General features: G+C 52.9%; 21 protein-coding genes. 5 read left to right on the top strand and 16 right to left on the bottom strand.

Translation table 11 applies throughout. The annotated features are described in order from the left end of the window. Positions 1 to 76 precede the first annotated feature (76 nt). On the bottom strand, positions 77 to 1,180 hold the full coding sequence (ribD, locus tag SK39_RS05855; protein ID WP_048216762.1) for a bifunctional diaminohydroxyphosphoribosylaminopyrimidine deaminase/5-amino-6-(5-phosphoribosylamino)uracil reductase RibD: 1,104 nt from the start codon (positions 1,178 to 1,180) through the stop codon (positions 77 to 79). A gap of 3 nt (positions 1,181 to 1,183) precedes the next feature. Beyond that, positions 1,184 to 1,633 carry a transcriptional regulator NrdR gene (gene nrdR / locus SK39_RS05860; RefSeq protein WP_003021571.1) on the bottom strand — a complete coding sequence of 150 codons (450 nt, stop codon included), beginning with the start codon at positions 1,631 to 1,633 and terminating at the stop codon, positions 1,184 to 1,186. 153 nt (positions 1,634 to 1,786) lie between these two features. Between nrdR and SK39_RS05865 the strand changes: the two genes are divergently transcribed. Continuing rightward, positions 1,787 to 2,326: a SadB/YajI family lipoprotein gene (locus tag SK39_RS05865; RefSeq protein ID WP_003021567.1), complete on the top strand. Its 540-nt coding sequence runs from the start codon at positions 1,787 to 1,789 to the stop codon at positions 2,324 to 2,326. Between the two features lie 298 nt (positions 2,327 to 2,624). Next, positions 2,625 to 3,488: a nucleoside-specific channel-forming protein Tsx gene (locus SK39_RS05870; protein WP_003021561.1), complete on the top strand. Its 864-nt coding sequence runs from the start codon at positions 2,625 to 2,627 to the stop codon at positions 3,486 to 3,488. Positions 3,489 to 3,533: 45 nt separating this feature from the next. Here SK39_RS05870 and SK39_RS05875 read toward each other — a convergent pair whose 3' ends face one another. The 7 genes from SK39_RS05875 to queA all read right to left on the bottom strand — a co-directional run bounded on the left by SK39_RS05875 (position 3,534) and on the right by queA (position 10,249). Continuing rightward, positions 3,534 to 4,226, bottom strand: coding sequence for a helix-turn-helix transcriptional regulator (locus tag SK39_RS05875; RefSeq protein WP_003021558.1), 693 nt, complete (start codon positions 4,224 to 4,226; stop codon positions 3,534 to 3,536). 23 nt (positions 4,227 to 4,249) lie between these two features. Further along, complete coding sequence (locus SK39_RS05880; protein ID WP_048216763.1) at positions 4,250 to 4,615, bottom strand: VOC family protein; 366 nt, start codon at positions 4,613 to 4,615, stop codon at positions 4,250 to 4,252. 168 nt (positions 4,616 to 4,783) lie between these two features. Beyond that, entirely contained in the window at positions 4,784 to 5,755 is a 972-nt protein-coding gene (gene secF, locus SK39_RS05885) for a protein translocase subunit SecF (protein ID WP_003021550.1), read from the bottom strand. A gap of 10 nt (positions 5,756 to 5,765) precedes the next feature. Further along, on the bottom strand, positions 5,766 to 7,613 hold the full coding sequence (gene secD / locus SK39_RS05890; RefSeq protein WP_003021547.1) for a protein translocase subunit SecD: 1,848 nt from the start codon (positions 7,611 to 7,613) through the stop codon (positions 5,766 to 5,768). Between the two features lie 27 nt (positions 7,614 to 7,640). Next, complete coding sequence (yajC, locus tag SK39_RS05895; protein ID WP_003021544.1) at positions 7,641 to 7,973, bottom strand: preprotein translocase subunit YajC; 333 nt, start codon at positions 7,971 to 7,973, stop codon at positions 7,641 to 7,643. Positions 7,974 to 7,995: 22 nt separating this feature from the next. Next, positions 7,996 to 9,123 carry a tRNA guanosine(34) transglycosylase Tgt gene (gene tgt / locus SK39_RS05900; RefSeq protein WP_003021535.1) on the bottom strand — a complete coding sequence of 376 codons (1,128 nt, stop codon included), beginning with the start codon at positions 9,121 to 9,123 and terminating at the stop codon, positions 7,996 to 7,998. A gap of 55 nt (positions 9,124 to 9,178) precedes the next feature. Beyond that, positions 9,179 to 10,249, bottom strand: coding sequence for a tRNA preQ1(34) S-adenosylmethionine ribosyltransferase-isomerase QueA (gene queA / locus SK39_RS05905; protein WP_044699350.1), 1,071 nt, complete (start codon positions 10,247 to 10,249; stop codon positions 9,179 to 9,181). 90 nt (positions 10,250 to 10,339) lie between these two features. Here queA and acpH point away from each other — a divergent pair, with 90 nt between their 5' ends. Together acpH and SK39_RS05915 are read left to right on the top strand one after the other, a co-directional pair. Next, positions 10,340 to 10,921, top strand: a complete 582-nt coding sequence (gene acpH / locus SK39_RS05910; RefSeq protein ID WP_016149694.1) for an ACP phosphodiesterase — start codon at positions 10,340 to 10,342, stop codon at positions 10,919 to 10,921. A gap of 168 nt (positions 10,922 to 11,089) precedes the next feature. Then, a complete protein-coding gene (locus tag SK39_RS05915) occupies positions 11,090 to 11,692 on the top strand; it encodes a peroxiredoxin (RefSeq protein ID WP_003021524.1) in 603 nt (200 codons plus the stop codon). Between the two features lie 121 nt (positions 11,693 to 11,813). Here the strand turns inward: SK39_RS05915 and SK39_RS05920 are convergent, their stop codons facing one another. The 3 genes from SK39_RS05920 to SK39_RS05930 form a co-directional block, all read right to left on the bottom strand. Next, a complete protein-coding gene (locus SK39_RS05920; RefSeq protein WP_048216764.1) occupies positions 11,814 to 13,682 on the bottom strand; it encodes an amidohydrolase in 1,869 nt (622 codons plus the stop codon). A gap of 21 nt (positions 13,683 to 13,703) precedes the next feature. Beyond that, positions 13,704 to 14,249: an antibiotic biosynthesis monooxygenase gene (locus SK39_RS05925; RefSeq protein ID WP_003835991.1), complete on the bottom strand. Its 546-nt coding sequence runs from the start codon at positions 14,247 to 14,249 to the stop codon at positions 13,704 to 13,706. A 173-nt stretch (positions 14,250 to 14,422) separates the two neighbouring features. Further along, the gene (locus tag SK39_RS05930; protein ID WP_003021513.1) at positions 14,423 to 15,064 is read right to left on the bottom strand and encodes a hydrolase; all 642 of its coding nucleotides are present in this window, start codon (positions 15,062 to 15,064) and stop codon (positions 14,423 to 14,425) included. 273 nt (positions 15,065 to 15,337) lie between these two features. On the opposite strand from SK39_RS05930, the gene SK39_RS05935 reads away from it, so the two are divergent. Continuing rightward, on the top strand, positions 15,338 to 16,240 hold the full coding sequence (locus SK39_RS05935; protein ID WP_003835993.1) for a LysR family transcriptional regulator: 903 nt from the start codon (positions 15,338 to 15,340) through the stop codon (positions 16,238 to 16,240). On the opposite strand, the gene malZ is transcribed toward SK39_RS05935, so the two are convergent. The 4 genes from malZ to phoR form a co-directional block, all read right to left on the bottom strand. Then, positions 16,234 to 18,051, bottom strand: a complete 1,818-nt coding sequence (gene malZ / locus SK39_RS05940; protein ID WP_048216765.1) for a maltodextrin glucosidase — start codon at positions 18,049 to 18,051, stop codon at positions 16,234 to 16,236. The genes SK39_RS05935 and malZ overlap by 7 nt on opposite strands. A gap of 138 nt (positions 18,052 to 18,189) precedes the next feature. Continuing rightward, positions 18,190 to 19,563, bottom strand: coding sequence for a proline-specific permease ProY (gene proY / locus SK39_RS05945; protein WP_032948680.1), 1,374 nt, complete (start codon positions 19,561 to 19,563; stop codon positions 18,190 to 18,192). An 81-nt stretch (positions 19,564 to 19,644) separates the two neighbouring features. After that, entirely contained in the window at positions 19,645 to 20,964 is a 1,320-nt protein-coding gene (gene brnQ / locus SK39_RS05950) for a branched-chain amino acid transporter carrier protein BrnQ (RefSeq protein WP_003021501.1), read from the bottom strand. 405 nt (positions 20,965 to 21,369) lie between these two features. Then, positions 21,370 to 22,665 (bottom strand): phosphate regulon sensor histidine kinase PhoR, encoded by a 1,296-nt coding sequence (phoR, locus tag SK39_RS05955; RefSeq protein WP_003021498.1) that lies wholly within the window; start codon positions 22,663 to 22,665, stop codon positions 21,370 to 21,372. Positions 22,666 to 22,691 lie beyond the last annotated feature (26 nt).

Consider the following 22,691-nt stretch of genomic DNA (forward strand, 5'->3'; position numbering starts at 1 on the left):
TTCGATTTATGGCCCCGTAAGGGGGGCGGATTTTATCATAATATTCTGTGCGCTGCTTCCTCTAAATCAGAAAGCCTCACGCAGTCGTTAAATGCAGGCAAACGTCCGGGCCCACCTGGCGTATCTCATTGAATTTAAAATGGGGTGCGTCAGCCAGTTTCTCAAGGCCTGGAAGCACACATAATCCTCGCGCATCGCTGCCTAACAGTTTAGGCGCAACATACACGATTAGCTCATCGACCAAACCGGCCTGTAATAATGCCCCCGCGAGCGTTGGACCTGCTTCAACCCAAATACTGTTAATTTGCTGTTTGCCCAGTTGCATCATCAGCACCACCAGATCCAGATGCCCGTTATGTTCCGGCACCTTCAGGCTACGAACCGTCTCCGGCCAGCTACCGGGGTCGTCTTCAGTCCGGACAATCCAGGTTTCTCCAGGCTGTTGCACAATACGGTGCTCCGGCGTGACCTGATTCTGGCTATCCAGAACAATGCGGATTGGTTGGCGCAGCTCTTCCTGCGGGTAACTCGCCTGAGTTGACTCCCCAAGCTCCGACCAACGCACGGTAAGCTGAGGGTCGTCTGCCAGCACCGTAGCACTGCTGGTTAAAATGGCATGGCTTTGCGCGCGCAAGCGTTGCACATCGCGGCGCGCCTGTGGTGAGGTAATCCACTGGCTTTCACCGCTGGCCATCGCCGTACGGCCATCAAGCGACGCGCCAAGCTTAAGCTGCAGATACGGGAATCCCGTACGCATGCGCTTGAGAAAGCCTTTATTCAGTTGCTCAACTTCGCTCATCATCAGCCCGTGGCTGACGTCGATGCCCGCCTGCTGCAAACGGTAGAGCCCACGTCCTGCGACCTGCGGATTGGGATCCTGCATCGCCGCAACCACTCGCGATACACCCGCCGCAATCAGCGCATCGCAACACGGCGGCGTGCGACCATGATGACTACAGGGTTCAAGCGTCACATAGGCCGTTGCCCCTTGCGCTTTTTCTCCAGCCATCCGCAGAGCATGAACTTCGGCATGCGGTTCGCCCGCACGGTGATGATATCCTTCACCGACGATCTCCCCATCCTTCACAATCACGCAGCCTACGTTGGGGTTGGGGTGAGTGGTAAAACGTCCGCGCGCAGCAAGCTTCAGCGCACGCGCCATGTACAATTCATCCTGCATGGCTTAGTCCTGTAGGCGAGCAATCTCTTCGCCAAATTCTTTGATATCTTCGAAACTCCGGTAGACAGAGGCAAAGCGGATGTAGGCGACTTTATCGAGCTTTTTCAACTGCTCCATCACCAGGTTGCCAATCATCTTGCTCGGCACCTCACGCTCACCAGTCGCACGCAGCTGTGATTTGATATGGTTTAACGCCATTTCGACGTCATCCGCGCTCACAGGCCGTTTCTCAAGCGCTCTGAGCATGCCGCTACGCAGCTTTTCTTCATTAAAGGGTTCACGCACGTCGTTGCTTTTCACAACGCGCGGCATGACAAGTTCAGCCACTTCAAAAGTGGTGAAACGTTCGTTACAGACCAGACACTGCCGACGGCGGCGTACCGAGGAGCCCTCGCCTACAAGACGAGAGTCAATTACCTTAGTGTCTACGGCGAAACAGAATGGGCAATGCATACGGCGTCCTGTACCTCAGTGGTTAACAGAATCTATTTTACCCTGAACTGCCGTGACAACAAAGGCACTGCGCTTTTGAGACAAAGGATCGATGCCTTCGTGCTCAGTCCACACTACCATTATGCTATCGCGACAATGAAGGAAGTAATCACAATGACAAGACGTTACCTAAGAATTCTCCTGGTGGGAAGTCTCTTTAGTCTTAGTGCCTGCGCACAGCAAAGCGAAGTACGCCAGATGCATCAAAGCGTTAGCACATTGAATAAAGAGATGGCGCAGCTTAATCAGGAAACAGTAAAAATTACGCAACAAAATATGTTGAATGCAAAATCAACCAGCGGCGTCTATCTGCTACCGGGTTCCAAAACCCCGGCACGGCTGGACAGCCAGATTGGCACTTTACGCATGTCGCTGGTAAACATTGCACCGAACGCGGATGGTACGCGCCTGACGCTACGGATTCAGGGTGAATCCAACACGCCTTTACCCGCCTTTAGCGCCACCGTCGAATACGGGCAAATTCAGGGCACCACGGACAACTATCAGGAAGTGAACGTTCACAACCAGTTGGTCAACGCTCCGGCGAGTATTCTTGCTCCCAGCGACGTAGACATTCCGTTGCAGATAAATGGCCTCACTCCAGATCAGTTAGGATTTGTTCGCATCCACGACATCCAACCTGTTAGCCAATAAACTTTTTTGCGGAACGTTTTGTGCGTTCCGCAACATCAATCCGCTCCATTTTGTTACTCCCCTGACATAACCGATATTTCTGGTAAAACTTGGCAACATTCATGAGAGCCAGTACAATTCGCCGCCTAAAGTACGCAAACGTGAACGCAATCGATTACGCAAATGATAGAACTGTGAAACAAGACATATTTTTGTGAACAATGATTTTTATAATAGGCTCCGAAGAATTACGAAATATTTAGAAACGCAAATTGCGCATTTTTCACTCCCGAAAGGGATTTCAAACAGTGGCATACATATGAAAAAAACATTACTTGCAGCCGGTGCAGTCCTGGCGCTCTCCTCGTCTTTTACTGCCAACGCAGCAGAAAATGACAAACCGCAATATCTGTCCGACTGGTGGCACCAGAGCGTTAACGTGGTGGGTAGCTATCACACCCGTTTCTCTCCGAAACTGAACAACGACGTGTATCTGGAATACGAAGCATTTGCCAAAAAAGACTGGTTTGATTTCTATGGCTACATCGATATTCCGAAAACCTTCGACTGGGGTAACGGCAACGATAAAGGTATCTGGTCTGACGGTTCCCCATTGTTTATGGAAATCGAACCGCGTTTCTCCATCGATAAACTGACCGGTGCTGACCTGAGCTTTGGTCCGTTCAAAGAATGGTATTTCGCCAACAACTACATCTACGACATGGGTGATAACAAAGCCAGCCGCCAGAGCACCTGGTATATGGGTCTGGGTACCGATATCGATACCGGTCTGCCGATGGGTCTGTCCCTGAACGTCTATGCTAAATACCAGTGGCAGAACTATGGCGCATCCAACGAAAACGAGTGGGATGGCTACCGTTTCAAAGTGAAATACTTTGTGCCGATCACCCAGGTTTGGGGCGGCCAGCTGACCTACATCGGCTTCACCAACTTCGACTGGGGCTCAGATTTGGGTGATGACCCGAACCGCACCAGCAACTCTATCGCTTCCAGCCACGTCCTGGCGCTGAACTACGATCACTGGCACTACTCTGTCGTAGCACGTTACTTCCATAACGGCGGTCAGTGGAAAGGTGGGGATACTCTGAACTGGGGCGAAGGCGACTTCAGCGCGAAATCTACCGGTTGGGGTGGTTACCTGGTCGTAGGTTACAACTTCTAATCCAGACAATTTATCGCAAACAAGCCAGCTTAACCGCTGGCTTTTTTATGGCTGGTCTTCACAGCGTACTTTACGTAAAAAGTCACTTAGCGAACGATCCGCAGATTCGCGAAAGTGCCTGTCGAGTGGCGTGATCTTCAGACATCGATCAACGCGAAAACAACGATAATCATCACGCTTCTCGCACCAGCCAACCAGCAGCCAGTGCTCGCCCCAGAAAAATAATCCCAGCGGCTGAACGTCGCGCCACGAGAGGTTCCCGGACTCATCGCGATAATGCAGCGCCAGCACCTGCTGAGCTGAAACCGCGCGATGTATGAGATCGAACGCACTGCGTGAATGCGGCTGATTACCAAAATCTGGCGCGAAAATCCGCGTTTGCTCGGCTCTGCGCCGACTCTCTGGCGGCAATATCGCCAACACTTTTTCCTGTGCTGATTCCAGCGCCTGTGAGAGTGAATCCCCGCCCCATGTTTTCAGCAACCGAATCGCTACCATCAACGCTTCTGATTCGTGCTGGGTTAACATCAACGGCGGCAAATCAAACCCCGCCATTAAGCGGTATCCACTGCCCACTTCGCCTTCAATGGGCACGCCGGATAAAGAGAGATCGCGGATATCGCGATAAATCGTCCGTTCAGAAACTTCAAGACGTTCTGCCAGCAGCGCCGCCGTTGTCACTCGCCTGCCACGCAGGATTTGTACAATCTGAAACAAGCGGTCGGCGCGTCTGCTCATTTTAATCCTCAGTGCTGAAAATATTACGCGGGTTGATGTAAACCAACACGATTGCCTTCGCTGTCAGTAAATAGCGCAATCGTACCAATGTCCTGCCCCAGTTCGAGTGGGCCAAACACACACTGACCGCCAGCAGTGGCGACGCGTTCAAGCGTTGCAGCCAAATCGTCCGTATGCAGATAAATAATAGCGCCCTGCGCTGAAGGAGTAATACCGTCAAATTTAGCCAGCGCCCCGCCGGAAGCGGGATCCTGATGCGGAAATACGGCCAGCTCAGCGCAGTCCATATTTTCCCGACGCAAAGAAACCTGCATCACTGGTTCATAAAAAGCGATGGCGCGATCCATTTGTGCTACAGGGATTTCAAACCAATTAATTACGTTGCTCATACTTCCTCCTGCCTGTGTGGGTAATCTCAGAAGGACTATAAGACAGGGCTACTGACAGCATACTGTCAGTAGTGTGGCGGCAGGAAAAGATAATTGCCTGTCGCTAATTCACAGGCAAAAAAAATCCCGACCTTACGATCGGGATTCCAGTATCTTCACTCTTAATGGTTAAGGAAGAATCGACGGTTGATCCGCCCCTTCTTTCTCGACCTTCTGCTGCAGCATGTGCTCACGCTTCATACCCAGCTTCAGCGCCAGCGCTGATGCCACGTAGATAGAAGATGCGGTACCGATGGAAACACCGATCAGCATCGTCAGCGAGAAGCCTTCCAGTACCGGACCACCGAACAGGAACAGCATCAGAATAACCATCAACGTTGTACCGGACGTAATCAACGTACGGTGCAGCGTTTGAGTCAGTGACACGTTAAAGATTTCGTAAGGCGTACCGCGACGAATTTTGCGGAAGTTTTCACGAATACGGTCAGATACAACGATACTATCGTTCAGCGAGTAACCGATTACCGACATCAGTGATGCGACGATAGTCAGGTCAATCTCGATATGGAACAACGACAGGATCCCAAGTGTGATAATCACGTCGTGCGCCAGAGCGATAACCACCCCCGCCGCCAGTCGCCACTCAAAGCGGAAACCGACGTACACCAGGATGGAGATCAGCGCCGCCATCAGCGCCATCGCACCGGTTTGCGCCAGATCAGCCCCCACGCTCGGACCCACGAATTCAATTCGCTTCACCGCGGCGTTTTGGTTGGTGGATTCGTTAATCACACTCAACACTTTGCTGCCCAGCACCTGACCGCCGTCCGCACCTTCAGTTGGCGGCATACGTACCATAATGTCGTGGCTGCTGCCGAAGTTTTGCAGAAGCGGATCAACGAAGCCCGCTTTCTCCAGCGCATCGCGCATCACGTCCATATCGGCCGGTTTTTCCAGCGTGATTTCAATAACCGTACCACCGGTGAAATCGAGACCCCAGTTAAACCCGCGTACGCCCATCACCACGATGGCCGCAATCAGCAGGAAACCTGAAATGCCGAAAGCCCAGTAGTCCCAGCGCATAAAGTCCCAGACTTTACGGCCGTGGTTTAATTGTTCAACAGTATATTCCTGTGCCACTTCGCACTCCTCAGATTGACAGCTTTTTGACGCGCTTGCCGCCATACAACAGGTTTACGATGGCACGTGTACCGACAATCGCGGTAAACATCGACGTCGCCACACCAATACCGGTAGTAATCGCGAACCCTTTAATTGCCCCGGTGCCAACTGCGTACAGGATGATGACCTTGATCAGCGTCGTAATGTTCGCATCAAAGATGGAGCTAAATGCGCCCGCATAACCTTCGTTGATGGCTTGCTGCACCGAACGCCCGTTACTCAACTCTTCTTTGATACGTTCGTTGATCAGTACGTTCGCATCGACCGCGACGGCAAGGGTTAAGACAATCCCCGCAATCCCCGGCATACTTAGCGTAGCGCCCGGCAGCAACGACATAATACCGACAATCAATACCAGGTTAGCAATCAGCGCACTGGTCGCAATCAGACCGAACTTCTTATAGAAGAAGATCATGAACAGGATAGACACCACCAGACCGGCCAGACACGCTTCCAGACCCTGTTTAATGTTCTGCATACCCAGGGTTGGGCCGATGGTACGTTCTTCCACAATCTGAATCGGCGCAATCAACGCACCGGCACGTAACAGCAGAGAAAGCTGACGCGCTTCGTTCGGGTTGTTGATACCGGTGATACGGAAGCTGTTACCCAGGCGAGACTGGATATTGGCAATGTTAATCACCTCTTCCTGTTTCACCAGTACTGCACGACCGTTAGCATCTTTCTTACCGCTGTCTTTGTACTCCACGAACAGGGTCGCCATCGGCTTACCGATGTTGTCCTTGGTGAAGTTGGACATGATGTTACCACCCGCGCTATCCAGCGAGATGTTAACCTGCGGCTGATTGTATTCGTCCTGGCTGGAAGTGGAGTCGGTGATATGGTCACCGGTCAGGATCACGCGCTTGTACAGCACAACAGGCTGACCTTCACGAGACTGTTTCACTTCCGAATCACCCGGAACACGACCCGATGCTGCAGCGGACTGGTCAACGTTGGTGTTTACCAGACGGAACTCCAGCGTCGCGGTTGCGCCCAGAATTTCTTTCGCACGCGCGGTATCCTGAATACCCGGCAGTTCGACCACGATGCGGTCAGCACCTTGACGTTGTACCACCGGCTCAGCAACACCCAGTTGGTTAACACGATTACGCAGAATGTTGATGTTCTGCTGTACCGCGTACTCACGGGCTTCACTCAGGCGCGCATCGGTCATTACAGCGCGCAGCGCATTGCTGCCCTGGCTGGAAATAACCAGATCCTGGTGACGTTTGCTCAAGTAAGAGATAGCTTCATCACGGGCGCTGCTATCACGGAAAGTGATGCTCAGACCGTAGTTATCTTCTTTGCGAACGGTAGTATAAGGAATGCCTTTTTCACGCAGATCGCTGCGCAGGCTATCGATATTTTGTTCCTGCAACTTACTCAGCGCGGTATCCATATCCACTTCCATCAGGAAGTGAACGCCGCCACGCAGGTCAAGACCGAGTTTCATCGGTTCTGCATGAATGGCAGCCAGCCAGCGCGGGGTTGCCGGAGCAAGGTTAAGCGCCACGACGTACTGATCGCCCAGTACGCCCATTAATACTTCACGTGCGCGCAGTTGGGTATCAGTGGAGTCGAAGCGCGCGAGAATAGCACCCTCTTCCAGAGCCACAGACTTAGGTGTGATTTTATCTTCTTGTAACGTTTTCTGGACCTGGATCAGCGTTTGCTCACTGGCGGCGGCACCGCGCACGCCAGTGATTTGAACAGCCGGATCCTCACCATACAGGTTGGGAAGCGCATAGAGCAGACCGACGACAATAACGACGATCAGCATGACATACTTCCACAAAGGATAACGGTTTAACACGGCAGTTCCCTTTGGGAAAACAATAAATTACAGCGCCTTCATGGTGCCTTTCGGCAGAACGGCAGCTACGAAATCACGTTTAATAACCACTTCAGTGGTGTCGTTCAGCGCGATAGCGATGTAGCCAGATTCTGCTACTTTGGTCACGCGACCCACCAGACCACCGTTAGTCAGCACTTCATCGCCTTTCGCAATGGAGTTCATCAGATTTTTGTGTTCTTTGGTACGCTTTTGCTGCGGGCGCAGGATCATGAAGTAGAAAATCAGACCAAACACCACCAGCATCAGAATCAGAGACATCGGGCTGCCCTGCGCCGGAGCACCTGTTGCCGCTACCGCATCAGAAATAAAAAAGCTCATTCAAATTCCCTCATTATTAAAATTAATCAACGTTCACAGGTGGAACTGGTCTACCCTGACGTTGGTAAAAATCAGTCACGAAGCTCTCTAATTTACCCTCTTCAATAGCCTTGCGTAAACCCGCCATCAAACGCTGGTAGTAGCGAAGGTTATGAATCGTGTTGAGACGCGCGCCCAATATTTCGTTGCAACGGTCGAGATGATGCAAGTAAGCGCGCGAATAATTGCGACAGGTGTAGCAATCACACTCAGCATCGAGCGGACTGGTGTCGCTTTTATGTTTCGCGTTACGAATTTTTACCACGCCGTCAGTCACAAACAAATGACCATTACGGGCATTTCGCGTTGGCATCACACAGTCAAACATATCGATACCGCGACGCACGCCTTCAACCAGATCTTCTGGTTTACCGACGCCCATCAGGTAACGCGGTTTATCTGCCGGAATCTGCGGGCAAACATGTTCCAGAATGCGGTGCATATCTTCCTTCGGTTCACCGACAGCCAAACCGCCGACAGCGTAGCCATCAAAGCCGATATCTACCAGACCTTTGACGGAGATATCACGTAAATCTTCGTAAACACTGCCCTGAATGATGCCAAAAAGCGCATTTTTGTTGCCGAGGCTATCAAAACGGTCACGGCTGCGCTTCGCCCAACGCAGAGACATCTCCATCGAGCGTTTAGCATAGTCCCAGTCGGCCGGATACGGTGTACATTCGTCGAAGATCATCACGATATCGGAACCGAGATCGTATTGAATCTCCATCGACTTCTCGGGATCGAGGAAAATCGGATCGCCGTTGATCGGGTTACGGAAATGCACGCCTTGTTCGGTTATCTTCCGGATATCGCCCAGGCTGAACACCTGGAAGCCGCCGGAATCGGTGAGTATCGGCCCTTTCCACTGCATAAAATCGTGCAGATCGCCGTGCAGTTTCATGATTTCCTGCCCCGGGCGTAGCCACAGGTGGAAAGTGTTGCCGAGGATGATCTGTGCGCCGGTCGCTTCAACTTCTTCCGGCGTCATGCCTTTTACTGTGCCGTAAGTACCGACCGGCATAAAAGCAGGCGTTTCTACTACGCCACGATCAAAAACCAGGCGGCCGCGGCGAGCGCGACCGTCTGTGGTATCCAGTTCAAATTTCATCTTCACTCCTGCGTCAGAAAAACAGTCCGACGTTTTAAACACTCATGCCGGAAACTTATTCCCCGACACGCTCAGAAATAGCCTGCGGATTGTACGTGATAAACATCGCATCCCCGTAACTAAAAAAGCGATATTCCGCTTTTACCGCTTCATGATAGGCGTGCATGGTGTTTTTATAACCAGCAAATGCGGAAACCAGCATAATCAGTGTCGATTCCGGCAGGTGGAAGTTGGTGACCAGAGCATCAATCACCTGATATTTATAGCCTGGATAAATAAAGATTTGTGTATCGCCGAAGAACGGCTCGATTAGATCGTTTTTGGCCGCCTGCGCCGCACTTTCCAGTGAACGTACGGAGGTGGTGCCCACCGCAATCACGCGGTTACCGCGCGCTTTCGCCGCCAGCACCGCGTCCACCACATCCTGCGGCACTTCCGCATATTCGGAGTGCATAATGTGGTTTTCAATAGTGTCTACGCGCACCGGCTGGAAAGTGCCCGCTCCAACGTGCAGGGTGACGAACGCCATTTCAATGCCTTTATCGCGCAGTTTAGCCAGCAGCGGATCGTCAAAATGCAGACCCGCGGTCGGCGCAGCGACGGCACCCGGTTTTTCGCTGTACACGGTCTGGTACAGCTCGCGGTCGGCGTCTTCATCCGGACGGTCGATATACGGCGGCAACGGCATATGGCCAATCGCGTTGAGGATATCCAGCACGCTGCGTTCGTCGTTAAACTCAACTTCAAACAGCGCGTCATGACGCGCCACCATCGTTGCTTTAATGCTTTCGTCATCGCCCAGCAGCAGCTCGGCGCCCGGTTTCGGCGCTTTCGAGGCACGAATATGCGCCAGAATACGTTTGTCATCCAGCATACGCTCGACCAGCACTTCAATTTTACCGCCGCTGGCTTTACGACCAAACAGACGCGCAGGAATGACGCGGGTGTTGTTAAAGACCAGCAAATCGCCAGGGTTGAGCTTATCGAGCAAATCGGTGAAAGTACCGTGCGTCAGCGCGCCCGTCGGCCCGTCCAAAGACAGCAAGCGACAGCTACTGCGCTCAGCTTGCGGATAGTGGGCAATCAGGGATTCGGGTAGTTCAAAGGTGAAATCGGTAACGCGCATGACACTGACTCAGACTAAAATAAGAGGCGGGTAGTCTAGTGCCGGGGCGTTCTCCCTGCAACCTTTACCCCTCTGGATAAACATTTAACTATGAATTTTCTTGCACATTTGCATCTCGCTCACCTTGCCGACAGCTCGCTTTCCGGCAATCTGCTGGCCGATTTTGTCCGGGGTAATCCGGAAACGCACTACTCGCCTGATGTGGTAGAAGGCATCTTCATGCATCGTCGTATCGACGTGATGACAGATAACCTGCCGCAGGTGCGTGAAGCCAAAGAATGGTTTCGTAGCGAAACGCGCCGCGTCGCGCCGATTACGCTGGATGTCATGTGGGATCATTTTCTGTCGCGCCACTGGTCGGAGATCTCCCCTGACTTCCCGCTGACGGACTTTGTGCGCTATGCCCGTACCCAGGTAACCACTATTTTGCCAGAATCGCCGCCACGCTTTATCAATCTGAATAACTATATATGGTCAGAGAAATGGCTTGAGCGCTACCGGGACATGGATTTTATCCAGAACGTCCTGAACGGCATGGCCAGCCGCCGTCCACGGCTCGATGCCCTACGCGACTCATGGTATGACCTCAATACGCATTACGATGCGTTAGAAGAACGATTCTGGCAGTTTTATCCGCAAATGATGGACCAGGCGCGGCGTAAAACCCTTTGATTGCAACCCGCATTCCCCGCCGGATAAGCCGTAGCCGTCATCCGGCAAAAGATTGATAGACAAAACCTGTCTCATTGATTGCCAGCGCCTCTTTGTCTTATTCACGAACACTCTCTATACTGGCCCGCGTTGCGTTCCAAAAACCCCTTAACATTGCAGGAGAATTATATGGTACTGGTAACTCGTCAGGCTCCGGATTTCACAGCAGCTGCGGTACTGGGTAGCGGTGAGATCGTTGAAAACTTCAACTTCAAACAGCATACCAACGGTAAAACTACCGTTCTGTTCTTCTGGCCGATGGACTTCACCTTCGTTTGCCCGTCTGAACTGATCGCATTCGACAAACGTTACGAAGAATTCCAGAAACGCGGCGTTGAAGTTGTTGGCGTTTCCTTCGACTCCGAATTTGTCCACAACGCATGGCGTAACACCCCTGTCGACAAAGGCGGCATCGGTGCAGTGAAATACGCAATGGTTGCTGACATTAAACGCGAAATCCAGAAAGCCTACGGCATCGAGCACCCGGAAGCCGGCGTTGCTCTGCGTGGTTCTTTCCTGATCGACGCTAACGGCGTTGTTCGCCACCAGGTAGTTAACGATCTGCCGCTGGGCCGTAACATCGACGAAATGCTGCGCATGGTTGACGCGCTGCAGTTCCACGAAGAGCACGGCGACGTATGCCCGGCACAGTGGGAAAAAGGTAAAGAAGGTATGAACGCGTCTCCGGACGGCGTAGCAAAATACCTGACCGAGAACGTTTCCAGCCTGTAATTGGCATGAATCGACAAAAGGCCCGCTAGTGCGGGCCTTTTTTATTGTTCGTAGGTCAGGTAGGCGATTGCGTCACTCTCTGTAAGTATCACCCGCGACAATACGCTTATCCAAACCACAATTAAAACGCGAAACAGGAACAGCCAAGCGCCCCCCAGAAAGCCCGGTCATCTGACACCGAAATGCCTGATTGACGCGCAATATCATGCTGATGACCGTGTACGCCACAGCTACCACAGCACTGATGCATCTGCACCATTGCGCCAATTTTAGCCGCAGCAGGCGGCGCTGAGCGATAGTGCCCCGGCACCTTCACCACCGGCGACCAGTCCGGCACAACCGGGATGGCTGGTGGTGCCAGCGGGGTGAAATGCCCTGCCGCATACACGACTTTGCCATCGACAATGGTCATCACTGACTCAATGCCTTTGATCTCTTCTTCCGCCACGTTGAAGTAATCTTTAGACAGCACCACCAGGTCGGCCAGTTGATCTTTCTCGATTCGCCCTTTCTTACCCTGCTCGCTGGAGAACCAGGCGCTGCCAGCGGTCCACAGTTCCAGCGCCACGTCGCGCGGCAAGCGGTTGTTATCATCGTACATCGCCATACCGCCAACGGTGCGGCCCGAAACCAGCCAATAGAGCGCGGTCCACGGGTTGTAGCTAGCCACACGGGTGGCGTCAGTCCCCAGCCCTACCGGAACTTCAGCCGCCAGCATTTTCGCCACCGGCGGCGTGTGTTTGACCGCATCTTTGCCATAACGATCGACAAAATATTCGCCCTGGAACGCCATTCGGTGCTGAACAGCAATCCCGCCGCCCAGCGCTTTAACGCGCTCGATATTCCGTTCAGTAATGGTTTCGGCATGATCGAAGAACCAGTGCAGGCCATTGAACGGGATATCACGATTCACCTTCTCAAACACGTCCAACATGCGGCTGATAGATTCATCGTAGGTGGCGTGCAGGCGGAACGGCCAGCGGTGCTCCACCAGGTGTCGCACCACGCGCTCCAGCTCATCTTCCATACCCTCCGGCAGGTCCGGGCGCGGCTGGAGAAAATCTTCAAAATCCGCTGCCGAAAAGACCAACATTTCCCCGGCCCCATTGGCGCGGTAGAAGTCGGTCCCCTGCCCCGGTTTGAGCATATCGGTCCAACGTTCAAAGTCTTCCAGTTCCTGTTTCGGACGCTGGGTAAACAGGTTGTAGGCAATACGCACCGTCATCTGCTTGTTGGCATGTAACTGCTCAATGATCTCGTAATCTTCCGGATAGTTCTGGAAGCCGCCGCCCGCATCGATGGCACTGGTCAGCCCCAGACGGTTCAGTTCACGCATAAACTGGCGGGTCGAGTTAACCTGCATTTCCAGCGGCAGTTTTGGTCCTTTTGCCAGCGTCGAATAAAGGATCATGGCGTTTGGTTTAGCGATCAACATCCCGGTCGGGTTGCCGTTGCTATCACGCACAATCTCACCGCCCGCCGGATCCGGCGTCGCTTTGGTGTAGCCGACGGCTTTCAGCGCAGCGCGGTTCAGCAAAGCCCGGTCGTAGAGATGCAGAACAAAAACCGGGGTATCCGGAGCAGCTTCATTCAGTTCTTCCAGGGTTGGCATGCGACGTTCGGCAAACTGGAATTCGCTCCAGCCGCCCACCACGCGTACCCATTGCGGCGACGGCGTTCTGTCCGCCTGGTCTTTGAGCATACGTAGGGCGTCCGCCAGCGACGGCACGCCTTCCCAACGTAATTCCAGGTTGTAATTCAGTCCACCACGAATAAGGTGCAGGTGCGAATCGTTCAGACCCGGGATCACCGTATGTCCTTGCAGATCGACAACCTGCGTCCCTTCGGCAGCAAAGCTCATTACCCGCTCGTGACTACCGGTCGCCAGGATCTTTCCGTTGGCAATCGCCACCGCCTCGACCTGCGGGCGTTGCCTATCGAGAGTATGAATTTTTCCGTGAGTCAGAATCAGTGTGGCAGTTTGAGACATAACAATCTCCTGAGATACCGGTCAGGCTTTTTTCAGCCATCCGGCAAACAGACGGGTTACGATGGGCATCCAGAACCAGACCACCAGCGCAACCACACAGGCATCATTGATGAGATGCAGGAGTAACGAGCCCTTCATTGCAGGCAGCACAATGCCGGTCAACCACGGCACCAGATTGGTGCTAGGAAATATCACCAGCAGGGTTATCAGAAACTGTTTCCAGCGTTTGGGCTGGCGTACATGGGGCGCTGGTGGCGTAAACCAGAATGCCGCTTCGGTACGAATTTCGGTTTTATCACCTTCCGCCAGCAGTGGGGCAATCTCTTCCACCAGCACACGGCGCGTATCGGACTGGGTCCAGTTATACAGATGCTCAAGCGTGTCGAAGCGAATAATGATATTCCACAGGTTGTCGCCATCCGCAGGGCGAATCACGTTCGCCCCGAGATGACCGGGAAACTCGGCCGCCACCGGCATAATTTTCCCCAGCCATTGCTCATACCGCTGCGCCTGCTCAGGCAGCAGGGTGTGGGTAATCACCAACGTCACATGTTTGTTCTGCGCCATGAAGGATTCCTTGTTGAGAGGAAACAGGCCGCTTAGGCCAGGAAAGCAATACACAAAATCATTCATGGTGCATCGAGGCGGCAAGGTTGTGGATCCCCGGGAGCTTACATAAGTCAGTGACTGGGGTACGCAAGCGAAGCCAACAAAGATGCAACATGAAGGATGACGTGTATTTAGGCTTTACGTTCTGGCGCGCCATGCACCATGGTATAGGCATAATCCACGCCCATACCGTAGGCACCGCTGTGCTCGCGTACCAGATCCATGACGGCGTCGTAGGTTTCTTTGCGAGACCAGTCGCGCTGATACTCAAGAAGAACCTGTTGCCAGGTTACGGGTACGGCACCAGCCTGTACCATGCGGTCGATAGAACGCTCATGGGCATCCACGGACGTGCCGCCGGAAGTGTCGGTCACCACATATACTTCATAACCCGCTTCCAGCGCCATCAGTGCCGGGAAAGTCAGGCAGACTTCGGTCCACAGCGCGGAGATAATCAGTTTTTTGCGCCCAGTCGCTTCCACGGCCTTCACAAACGCCGCATCTTCCCAGGAGTTCATTGAGGTGCGTTCAATGGGTTTTACATCAGGATGAACCGCTAACAGTTCTGGCCAGATATATCCGCTAAAACTTTTCGTTTCTACAGAAGTATAAATCACCGGAACATTGAATATTTTCCCGGCTTTCGCTAATGCCACGGTATTATTTTTTAAAGTCTGGCGATCGATATTCGCTACACCAAATGACATTTGCGGCTGATGATCAATAAAAATAAGCGTAGAGTTTTGAGGGTCAATCAGTTCCCGAATAGACATATCACACCTTCTTAATCAATAAGTTAAAAGGCAACGGTCTGTATCTGCCGTCAGCAGCAGGATCCTGAATCAGAAAGCTTGTTGAGTATAGCGGGAAATTTCTAACGAGTTATTAAAGAAAACTTACCATCCTGTGAAACTATTAATTCTGTGTTGCGATATATCCTAAACAACATCAAAAAAATGCGCATGATTCATCTAATTTATTCACTGGCATTGTTTTTCTTCATTCGGTACAACAGAAGGGTTTAATTTTCAGGATCTTTTCTGCTTATGCGCATTAATCTGGATGTTTTGCTTATTCTCGACGCACTCGACAAACAGGGTTCATTTGCCGCGGCGGCCGAATCGCTGTTTAAAACGCCTGCGGCACTCAGCTATATGATTCAAAAGCTGGAAAGCGACCTGAATATCGAGTTGCTTGACCGTTCCGGACACCGGGCTAAATTTACCGACACCGGACAGATGATGCTGGAAAAGGGACGTTTATTGCTAAGTGCGGCAAAAGATCTCGAAAAACAGGCGGTACAGCTGAGTTCAGGCTGGGAAAAAGAGCTGGCGATTGCGCTGGACGACTCCTTTCCTTTCGCCTCGCTGTTACCCATTATCGATGAATTTCACGCGCTGAATAAGCAAACCCGCCTCAGTTTTACCCATCATACGCTGGCGGGTTCCTGGGAGGAGCTGACCCATAATGGAGCAGATATTATTCTGGGGGCGATTAATGAACCACCAACGTCAGCGGCCTGGTCCTACAAAATGCTCGGTACATTGGACAATGTATTTGTCGTGGCACCTGAGCATCCGCTGGCCGCAGCACCTGATGGCCTGACCAACGAGCAGTTGTGCCTGCATCGGGCGATTGTTATCAGCGACAGCGCCCGCTTCTGCCATCCGTTACAAACCAATCTGATGGAGGAGCAGGCGCAGATCCGTGTCGATGACTTCCACAGTAAAGTGATGCTACTGCGAGCCGGCATGGGCTGCGGATTTCTCCCCCGCCATATTGCCAGCCCGTGGCTTGCTACGGGCGAGCTGGTGGAAAAAACGGTTATCTCATTTCGCCAAAAAGACGTGGCCTATATGGCATGGCGTAATAACCGTGATGGGCTGGCGCAGCGCTGGTGGCGAGACGCGCTGCTGGCAAGCCCGGCGATTGCGCACTTATATCAATGACCTGACCATACCGAGGCGGAAATCGCCGGCAACGTCAGGATATCGTCGGCAAGCACACCTTTGCCTTCTTTGTGCTGCCAATGACTCACGCTCAGTAATGGCGAGGCTGGCAGGACCACTTCACAAGCCTGGCCACGGTTAATCGCCACTAACACGCGCTGGCGGTTTAGCACCCGTACAAACACCACCACGTTATCCTCGGCGTAAATCACCTGACAACCACCGTGGCGTAGCGCCTGGCTCTGGTGGCGTAATTTTGCCAGCCGCTGGTACAACGCCAGCAGGTTAGCGTCCTGTTTTTCAGGCTGCCATGGGAAAGGTTTGCGGCAAAACGGATCGTTGTTGCCATCCAGCCCCACTTCGTCGCCGTAGTAAATACAGGGCACGCCAGGCCAGGTAAATAGCCACACCACCGCCAGCGGTAAACGTGCGACGTCTTTACCGAGCAGAGACTTAAAGCGAGCGGTATCGTGGCTGTCGAGCTGGTTAAACATGCGCAATTGCTGTTGATGCGACAACCCCGCGCGGTAGTTATCCATCCACGCCATACAGGTCTGGGCGTCAATGGATTGTGGGTCGTATGAAATATCGGTATTGGCGAGGAATCCCCAGAGAGGGAAAGTAAAGCCGCGATAGTTCATGGCGGCATCTTCCGCGTCGGCCTGCAACCACTGGCGCGCATCGCCAAAATGTTCACCCACCACATACGCCTCTGGCTGGGTTTCTTTAGCCGCCTGCGTAATGCCGGCCACGTGTTGTAGGTTGTTACGTGCGCCTCCTGCTTCTCCCAGCATGTGCACCACATCAAGACGCCAGCCGTCCATACTCCACGGCGCTTTCAGCCAGTGACGGACGATACTGTCTTCGCCGCGATAAATTTCATTTACCAGGCTTTCCGAAGAAAAGTCCAGCTTGGGCAGGCTAGAATACCCCAGCCAGTCGAGCGCAACGCCGTCGGCTGAGAAATGATACCAGTCGCGCCAGGGGGATTCTGGGTTATGGCACGCCCCATCCGTTCCCCTACTATGCCGGTCAAACCAGGCGTGCGAATCGCCGCTATGGTTAAAAACACCGTCCAGAATCAAGCGCATGCCCTGCTGTTGGGTGTTGTGCCGCAGGCGTAGCAGCGCCGTGTCGCCGCCAAATTGCGGATCAACATGACGGTAATCTTCGGTATCGTATTTATGCACGCTCGGCGCGGTAAACACAGGATTCAGGTACAGCGCCGTGACCCCTAACGTTTTCAGGTACGGTAGCTTTTCGCTGATGCCGTCCAAATCACCGCCATAGAACGTGGAGCCACCGGCCTGAGCCGTAAGCGGTTCGTCCCATTCGCGCCGCACGATGTCGTGCCCGGCCGCGTGGTGATAATAGACGTTATCCTGGCCCGCTTCACGCGACTGGCTGCGGGCAAAACGGTCCGGGAAAATTTGGTAAAAGACCTGGTCAGCGACCCACTGCGGACCGTTATCCGGCACATCGACGGCAAACTGCTCCAGACGCGCAGGCGGAAAACGGCTGAATCCCTGTGGGGTGAACCACAACTGACGATCGAGCCAAAGTAATTTAAAGCTATAGCGTCGACGAGGCTGCCCGCTGGAGAGATCGATCGCCGCTCGCCACGCGGTCACACCCGGCTGCGGCTGGCTGCGCTGCTTGTGCATAGCCAGCGAAATCTCTTCGTTATCGTTTTCTGCGCGTAGCGTCACCCGCTGGGGTGGATTTTCCCCCGCCAGCCATAATGTAATCGTCAGTTGATCTTTGTTTTGCTTAACAAATGGGGCAACCGGAAGGTGCCAGACGTTCAACATCACGTATCCCCTTTGATGATAATGACGTCACCTTGCCATAGCGAAGTGCAGGATCACTCATCATCTTAACGTTTATTGGGGGAGGAGTTCGGGGGAGGAGAAAATTGCCGGGTAACGCAAAGCTACCCGGCAAAAATATTACTGTGCTTCAGCCAGTTGGCGCTCGCGACGGCGCTTGAATCCCCAGCCGACCAGCAGCAGGACAATCCACGCAAAGCCAACGTACAGCGAAATGCGGGTATCCGGATGATAGCCGATAAGCGCGATGATAAAGACCAGGAAAATCAGGCCAACAATGGTCGTCGTTACCCCACCCGGTACTTTAAATTTCAGCGCTTTGACCTCTTCTGGCGGCAGACGACGACGGAAAGCAATCTGCGACAGCAGGATCATAATCCACACCCAAACCGTGGCGAACGTTGCCAAAGAGGCGATCACCAGGAAGACGTTTTCCGGCATGATGTAGTTAAGATAAACCGCAAACAGCAGCGCGATGGTCATCACCATCACCGTAACCCACGGCACGCCACGACGCGACGTCTTGGCAAACATTTTTGGGGCACTGCCCTGCTCCGCCATGCCGTGTAGCATACGTCCCACACCGAAGACGTCAGAGTTAATTGCCGACAGCGACGCAGTCAGAACCACAAAGTTGAGGATCCCGGCAGCAAAGGTAATGCCCATATGCTGGAACGTCATAACGAACGGGCTACCGTCGGTACCCACCTGGTTCCACGGGTAGATAGACATAATGACGAACAACGTCCCCACATAAAACACCAGGATACGCATTGGTACGGAATTGATAGCGCGCGGAATAGATTTTTCCGGGTCTTTGGCTTCGCCTGCGGTAATCCCGATAATCTCAATCCCGCCGTAAGCGAACATCACCATTTGCAGCGACATCACCATGCCGAGCCAGCCGTTGCTGAAGAAGCCACCGTTGCTCCATAAGTTATGGATACCGGTCGGTTGCCCGCCGTTGCCAATCCCCCAAATGATGATACCGAAACCAGCGACAATCATGATGATAATGGTGGCGACTTTGAAGAACGAGAACCAGAACTCCAGCTCGCCAAACACCTTCACGCTCATCAGGTTGATGGCGCAGATAATCAGCACTACGCTGAGTACCCAAATCCAGTGCGGTACGGCCGGGAACCAGACGCCCATGTAAATACCAAAGGCAGTCACATCGGCAATGGCGACAATCAGGATTTCAAAACAATAGGTCCAGCCGGTGATATAGCCTGCCAGCGGTCCGAGGTTTTCCTGCGCATAGCGCGAGAAGGAGCTGGCTGCAGGGTTATGAACAGACATTTCGCCCAGCGCGCGCATAATAATATACGCCGCTACGCCGCCGATAATATAGGCCAGCAACACGCTTGGCCCCGCCATTTTGATGGCATCGGCCGAGCCATAGAACAGCCCGGTACCAATTGCTGAACCTAATGCCATAAAGCGGATGTGCCGGGTGCTCAGCCCACGCTTTAGCTTGTTATTACTTTCCATCGATTCCTAACCTGTTAACACAATAAAAAAACCACGGGGCCATGTTAATAGCCCCGTGGTTAAAACTTATTGTCAGTGATATTAGTGTGCGCTGGAGGTCACTTGTCGACCCGCGGCGCGATCCCAGATAACTGCCAGGACCACCATCACGACTGTTGGCATCAACCACGCCAGCCCCTGCTCCGCCAGCGGTAAACGCTGGGTCCAGGCCGGTAACACGTCGCCAATTGCAGAAGCTTTAATGCCATCAAGGATACCAAAAATCAGGCTGATAAACATCGCAGGTGCAATGACGCGGGAAGAATTATGCCACCATGAGCGGGTAAAGCTTAATACAACCAGTGCGATACATGGCGGATAGATAGCCGTCAGCACCGGAATAGAGATCTGAATCAGATGGCTCAGACCCAGGTTAGAAACCACCATCGAGAAGCCGCCGAGGATAAATACCAGCGTACGATAAGACAGTGGAACGTACTGGGCAAAGAACTCTGCGCACGCACAGGTCAAGCCAACCGCGGTGACCAGACAGGCGATGAAAATCAGCGCCGCCAGCAGGAAGCTTCCTGCACCGCCAAAGGTGTGCTGAACATACGCATGCAGAATCGCCGCGCCGTTAGCAGACTGATCGACCAGAATCGCGCTATCAGAACCCAGACGGAACAGCGCGAGATACAGCAGCGTTAAGCCCACACCCGCCATTAAACCCGCCCAAACGGTGTAACGGGTCAGCAGACGCGCTTCAGTAACACCACGCGAGCGAGCGGCGTTAACGATAACAATACCAAACACCATCGCGCCCAGCGTATCCATGGTCAGATACCCGTTCACGAAGCCATTAGAAAATGCCGCAGTTTGGTAGGCTTCCATCGCATTACTGATCGGGCCTGCTGGCCAGACGATTGCGGCGACAGACAGAACAACCAGCGCCAGGATTTTCAGCGGCGCCAGGAAATTACCCACCGTATCCAGCAGTTTGCCCGGATACAGCGAAACCAGAATCACAATCGCGAAATAGATAACGCTATAGATAAACAGCGGCAGCGCAGAGTCACCGGTCAGCGGTGCAATCCCGACTTCGAAAGAGACCGTCGCGGTACGCGGGGTAGCAAATAACGGCCCAACGGCCAGATAGCAAACAGTCGCCAGTAGCAGACCAGCAACTTTACCGATAGGTGTGCTCAGTCGGTCCACACCACCACCGACTTTCGCCAGCGCGACAACGGTAAGTACCGGCAGGCCAACGGCGGTAATCAAAAAGCCAAAAGCCGCAGTCCAGACGTGTTCACCTGCCTGCAAACCAACCATTGGGGGGAAGATGATGTTACCTGCACCAACGAACAGTGCAAATGTCATAAATCCCAAAGCGATAATATCGCGCGATTTTAACTGATGGGTCATAAAGTCTTACTGCCTGTGGATGTGGTGTTGAAAATAGTAAATTTTTGCCTTTCCCTGGGGGACAATACAGCGGCATTTTTGCTCAATTCCAGCGGGAAACACTCCCGACCTGGCGCGGCGAAGAATAGTTTTTCGATTTACCGCGTAAATGCAGTCGGTATGACAGCACCTGGAGCGCAATTTAAACGCTTATAACGTTTTAAAGCAAGGTGGGATCCAAAAACCAGAACAATATAGCGATATGAAAAATTTGGTTAGCACAAAACACCATTTCATGGAAAAAGGTATGGGTAATAGTTCGAACAAAAAACAATCAAACGTCGTAAAATTCAGGAGTCATATATTGACCGTATAGAAAAAGCCAGCTTGTGCTGGCTTTTGGAAAGATAATCTTACGAATGTGCTTTAACCGTTACTTTTGGCAATCAAACGTTCCGGGATCACGAAACTAAATCGCGTCCCTTTGCCTGGTTCGCTTTCGATATTCAAACGGCTGTCGTGATGATGCAGCGCATGTTTCACGATGGCAAGGCCCAACCCGCTACCGCCCGTTTGCCGCGATCGCGCCTTATCTACCCGATAAAAACGCTCGGTCAAACGTGGAATATGCTCGGCGGCAATGCCTGGACCGTTGTCTTCCACACAAAATTCCGCCCCCGAGACCACATGCTGCCAGCGTACGGTAATGTGCGTTCCCGCTGGTGTGTGGTTCACCGCGTTGTACACGAGATTCGAGATAGCGCTACGCAACTGCTCCTCGTTGCCCCGCACGTTCAGGCTGTTATCGACATCAAAGGTAAACGTATGTTTATGCTGGCTCAGGGTTTGCGCTTCGTGCTCGATCACGCGCAGCATCATGGGCACATCGACTTTCTCATTCAGTTGCAACGTCGGAGCAGCTTCAATTTTTGACAGCGTCAGCAGCTGCTTCACCAGGCCTTCCATACGGTACGTTTGTTCGCGCATGGTATGCAGCGCTTTTTCGCGCGTTGTCCCTTCCAGCGGATGCTCCTGCATCATTTCCAGATAACCTTGCAGCACCGTCAGCGGTGTGCGCAGCTCATGGCTGGCGTTGGCGAAAAAGTTTCGCCGTGAACCTTCCAGTTGGTGCATCTGGGTAACGTCGCGCGCCACCATCAGCAGTTGCTTATCCGTGTAGGGCATCACGCGAATTTCCAGATGCCGTCCGGTATTGAGCACCAGATTGATAGGCCGGCTAAAGTCGCGCGTTTTCAGATATTGTGTGAATTCCGGGTACCGCAGCAGGTTAAGAATATTTTGCCCGCTATCGTCCGGCCAGCGCAGTCCCAGAACCTGCTGAGCCAGTCCGTTACACCAGAAGATACCGCCTTCTTCGGTGGTCAACACCACCGCGTCGGGTAGTGATTCCGCCCCGCTGCGAAAACGTTTGATCAGGTTACCCAGTTCTCGACGGCGCTTTTTGTTGCGCAGCTGCATTTGATGCAGCCCATATAACAACGGCTCCCAACTGCCTCGCCCCGGCGGCGGCGTCATGCTTCTGTCGACCCATAGCCACCAGGACAAACGTAATAGATTCCAGAAATGCCAGATAAGCAGACCCGTTACCGACGCCAGTAAAAACCAGGGCAGGTAACCGAAAAAAGCGCTAAGGATAAATGCCGGTATGCAGCACAGGATCAGCTCCAGTACCAACCTTTTCCATGACAATCGTTCTAGCAAACGTCTTACTCCATAAACGGCCTAAT

Origin of the sequence: Citrobacter sp. BIDMC107, from assembly GCF_001037575.1 — a bacterium.
GTDB classification, from domain to species: domain Bacteria; phylum Pseudomonadota; class Gammaproteobacteria; order Enterobacterales; family Enterobacteriaceae; genus Citrobacter; species Citrobacter freundii.

What these genes read in the sequence shown, in the direction of transcription:
- ribD (WP_048216762.1), bottom strand. Translation starts at nt 1,180, where the DNA reads ATGCAGGATGAATTGTACATGGCGCGTGCGCTGAAGCTTGCTGCGCGC.
- nrdR (WP_003021571.1), bottom strand. Translation starts at nt 1,633, where the DNA reads ATGCATTGCCCATTCTGTTTCGCCGTAGACACTAAGGTAATTGACTCT.
- SK39_RS05865 (WP_003021567.1), top strand. Translation starts at nt 1,787, where the DNA reads ATGACAAGACGTTACCTAAGAATTCTCCTGGTGGGAAGTCTCTTTAGT.
- SK39_RS05870 (WP_003021561.1), top strand. Translation starts at nt 2,625, where the DNA reads ATGAAAAAAACATTACTTGCAGCCGGTGCAGTCCTGGCGCTCTCCTCG.
- SK39_RS05875 (WP_003021558.1), bottom strand. Translation starts at nt 4,226, where the DNA reads ATGAGCAGACGCGCCGACCGCTTGTTTCAGATTGTACAAATCCTGCGT.
- SK39_RS05880 (WP_048216763.1), bottom strand. Translation starts at nt 4,615, where the DNA reads ATGAGCAACGTAATTAATTGGTTTGAAATCCCTGTAGCACAAATGGAT.
- yajC (WP_003021544.1), bottom strand. Translation starts at nt 7,973, where the DNA reads ATGAGCTTTTTTATTTCTGATGCGGTAGCGGCAACAGGTGCTCCGGCG.
- tgt (WP_003021535.1), bottom strand. Translation starts at nt 9,123, where the DNA reads ATGAAATTTGAACTGGATACCACAGACGGTCGCGCTCGCCGCGGCCGC.
- queA (WP_044699350.1), bottom strand. Translation starts at nt 10,249, where the DNA reads ATGCGCGTTACCGATTTCACCTTTGAACTACCCGAATCCCTGATTGCC.
- acpH (WP_016149694.1), top strand. Translation starts at nt 10,340, where the DNA reads ATGAATTTTCTTGCACATTTGCATCTCGCTCACCTTGCCGACAGCTCG.
- SK39_RS05915 (WP_003021524.1), top strand. Translation starts at nt 11,090, where the DNA reads ATGGTACTGGTAACTCGTCAGGCTCCGGATTTCACAGCAGCTGCGGTA.
- SK39_RS05920 (WP_048216764.1), bottom strand. Translation starts at nt 13,682, where the DNA reads ATGTCTCAAACTGCCACACTGATTCTGACTCACGGAAAAATTCATACT.
- SK39_RS05925 (WP_003835991.1), bottom strand. Translation starts at nt 14,249, where the DNA reads ATGGCGCAGAACAAACATGTGACGTTGGTGATTACCCACACCCTGCTG.
- SK39_RS05930 (WP_003021513.1), bottom strand. Translation starts at nt 15,064, where the DNA reads ATGTCTATTCGGGAACTGATTGACCCTCAAAACTCTACGCTTATTTTT.
- SK39_RS05935 (WP_003835993.1), top strand. Translation starts at nt 15,338, where the DNA reads ATGCGCATTAATCTGGATGTTTTGCTTATTCTCGACGCACTCGACAAA.
- malZ (WP_048216765.1), bottom strand. Translation starts at nt 18,051, where the DNA reads ATGTTGAACGTCTGGCACCTTCCGGTTGCCCCATTTGTTAAGCAAAAC.
- proY (WP_032948680.1), bottom strand. Translation starts at nt 19,563, where the DNA reads ATGGAAAGTAATAACAAGCTAAAGCGTGGGCTGAGCACCCGGCACATC.
- brnQ (WP_003021501.1), bottom strand. Translation starts at nt 20,964, where the DNA reads ATGACCCATCAGTTAAAATCGCGCGATATTATCGCTTTGGGATTTATG.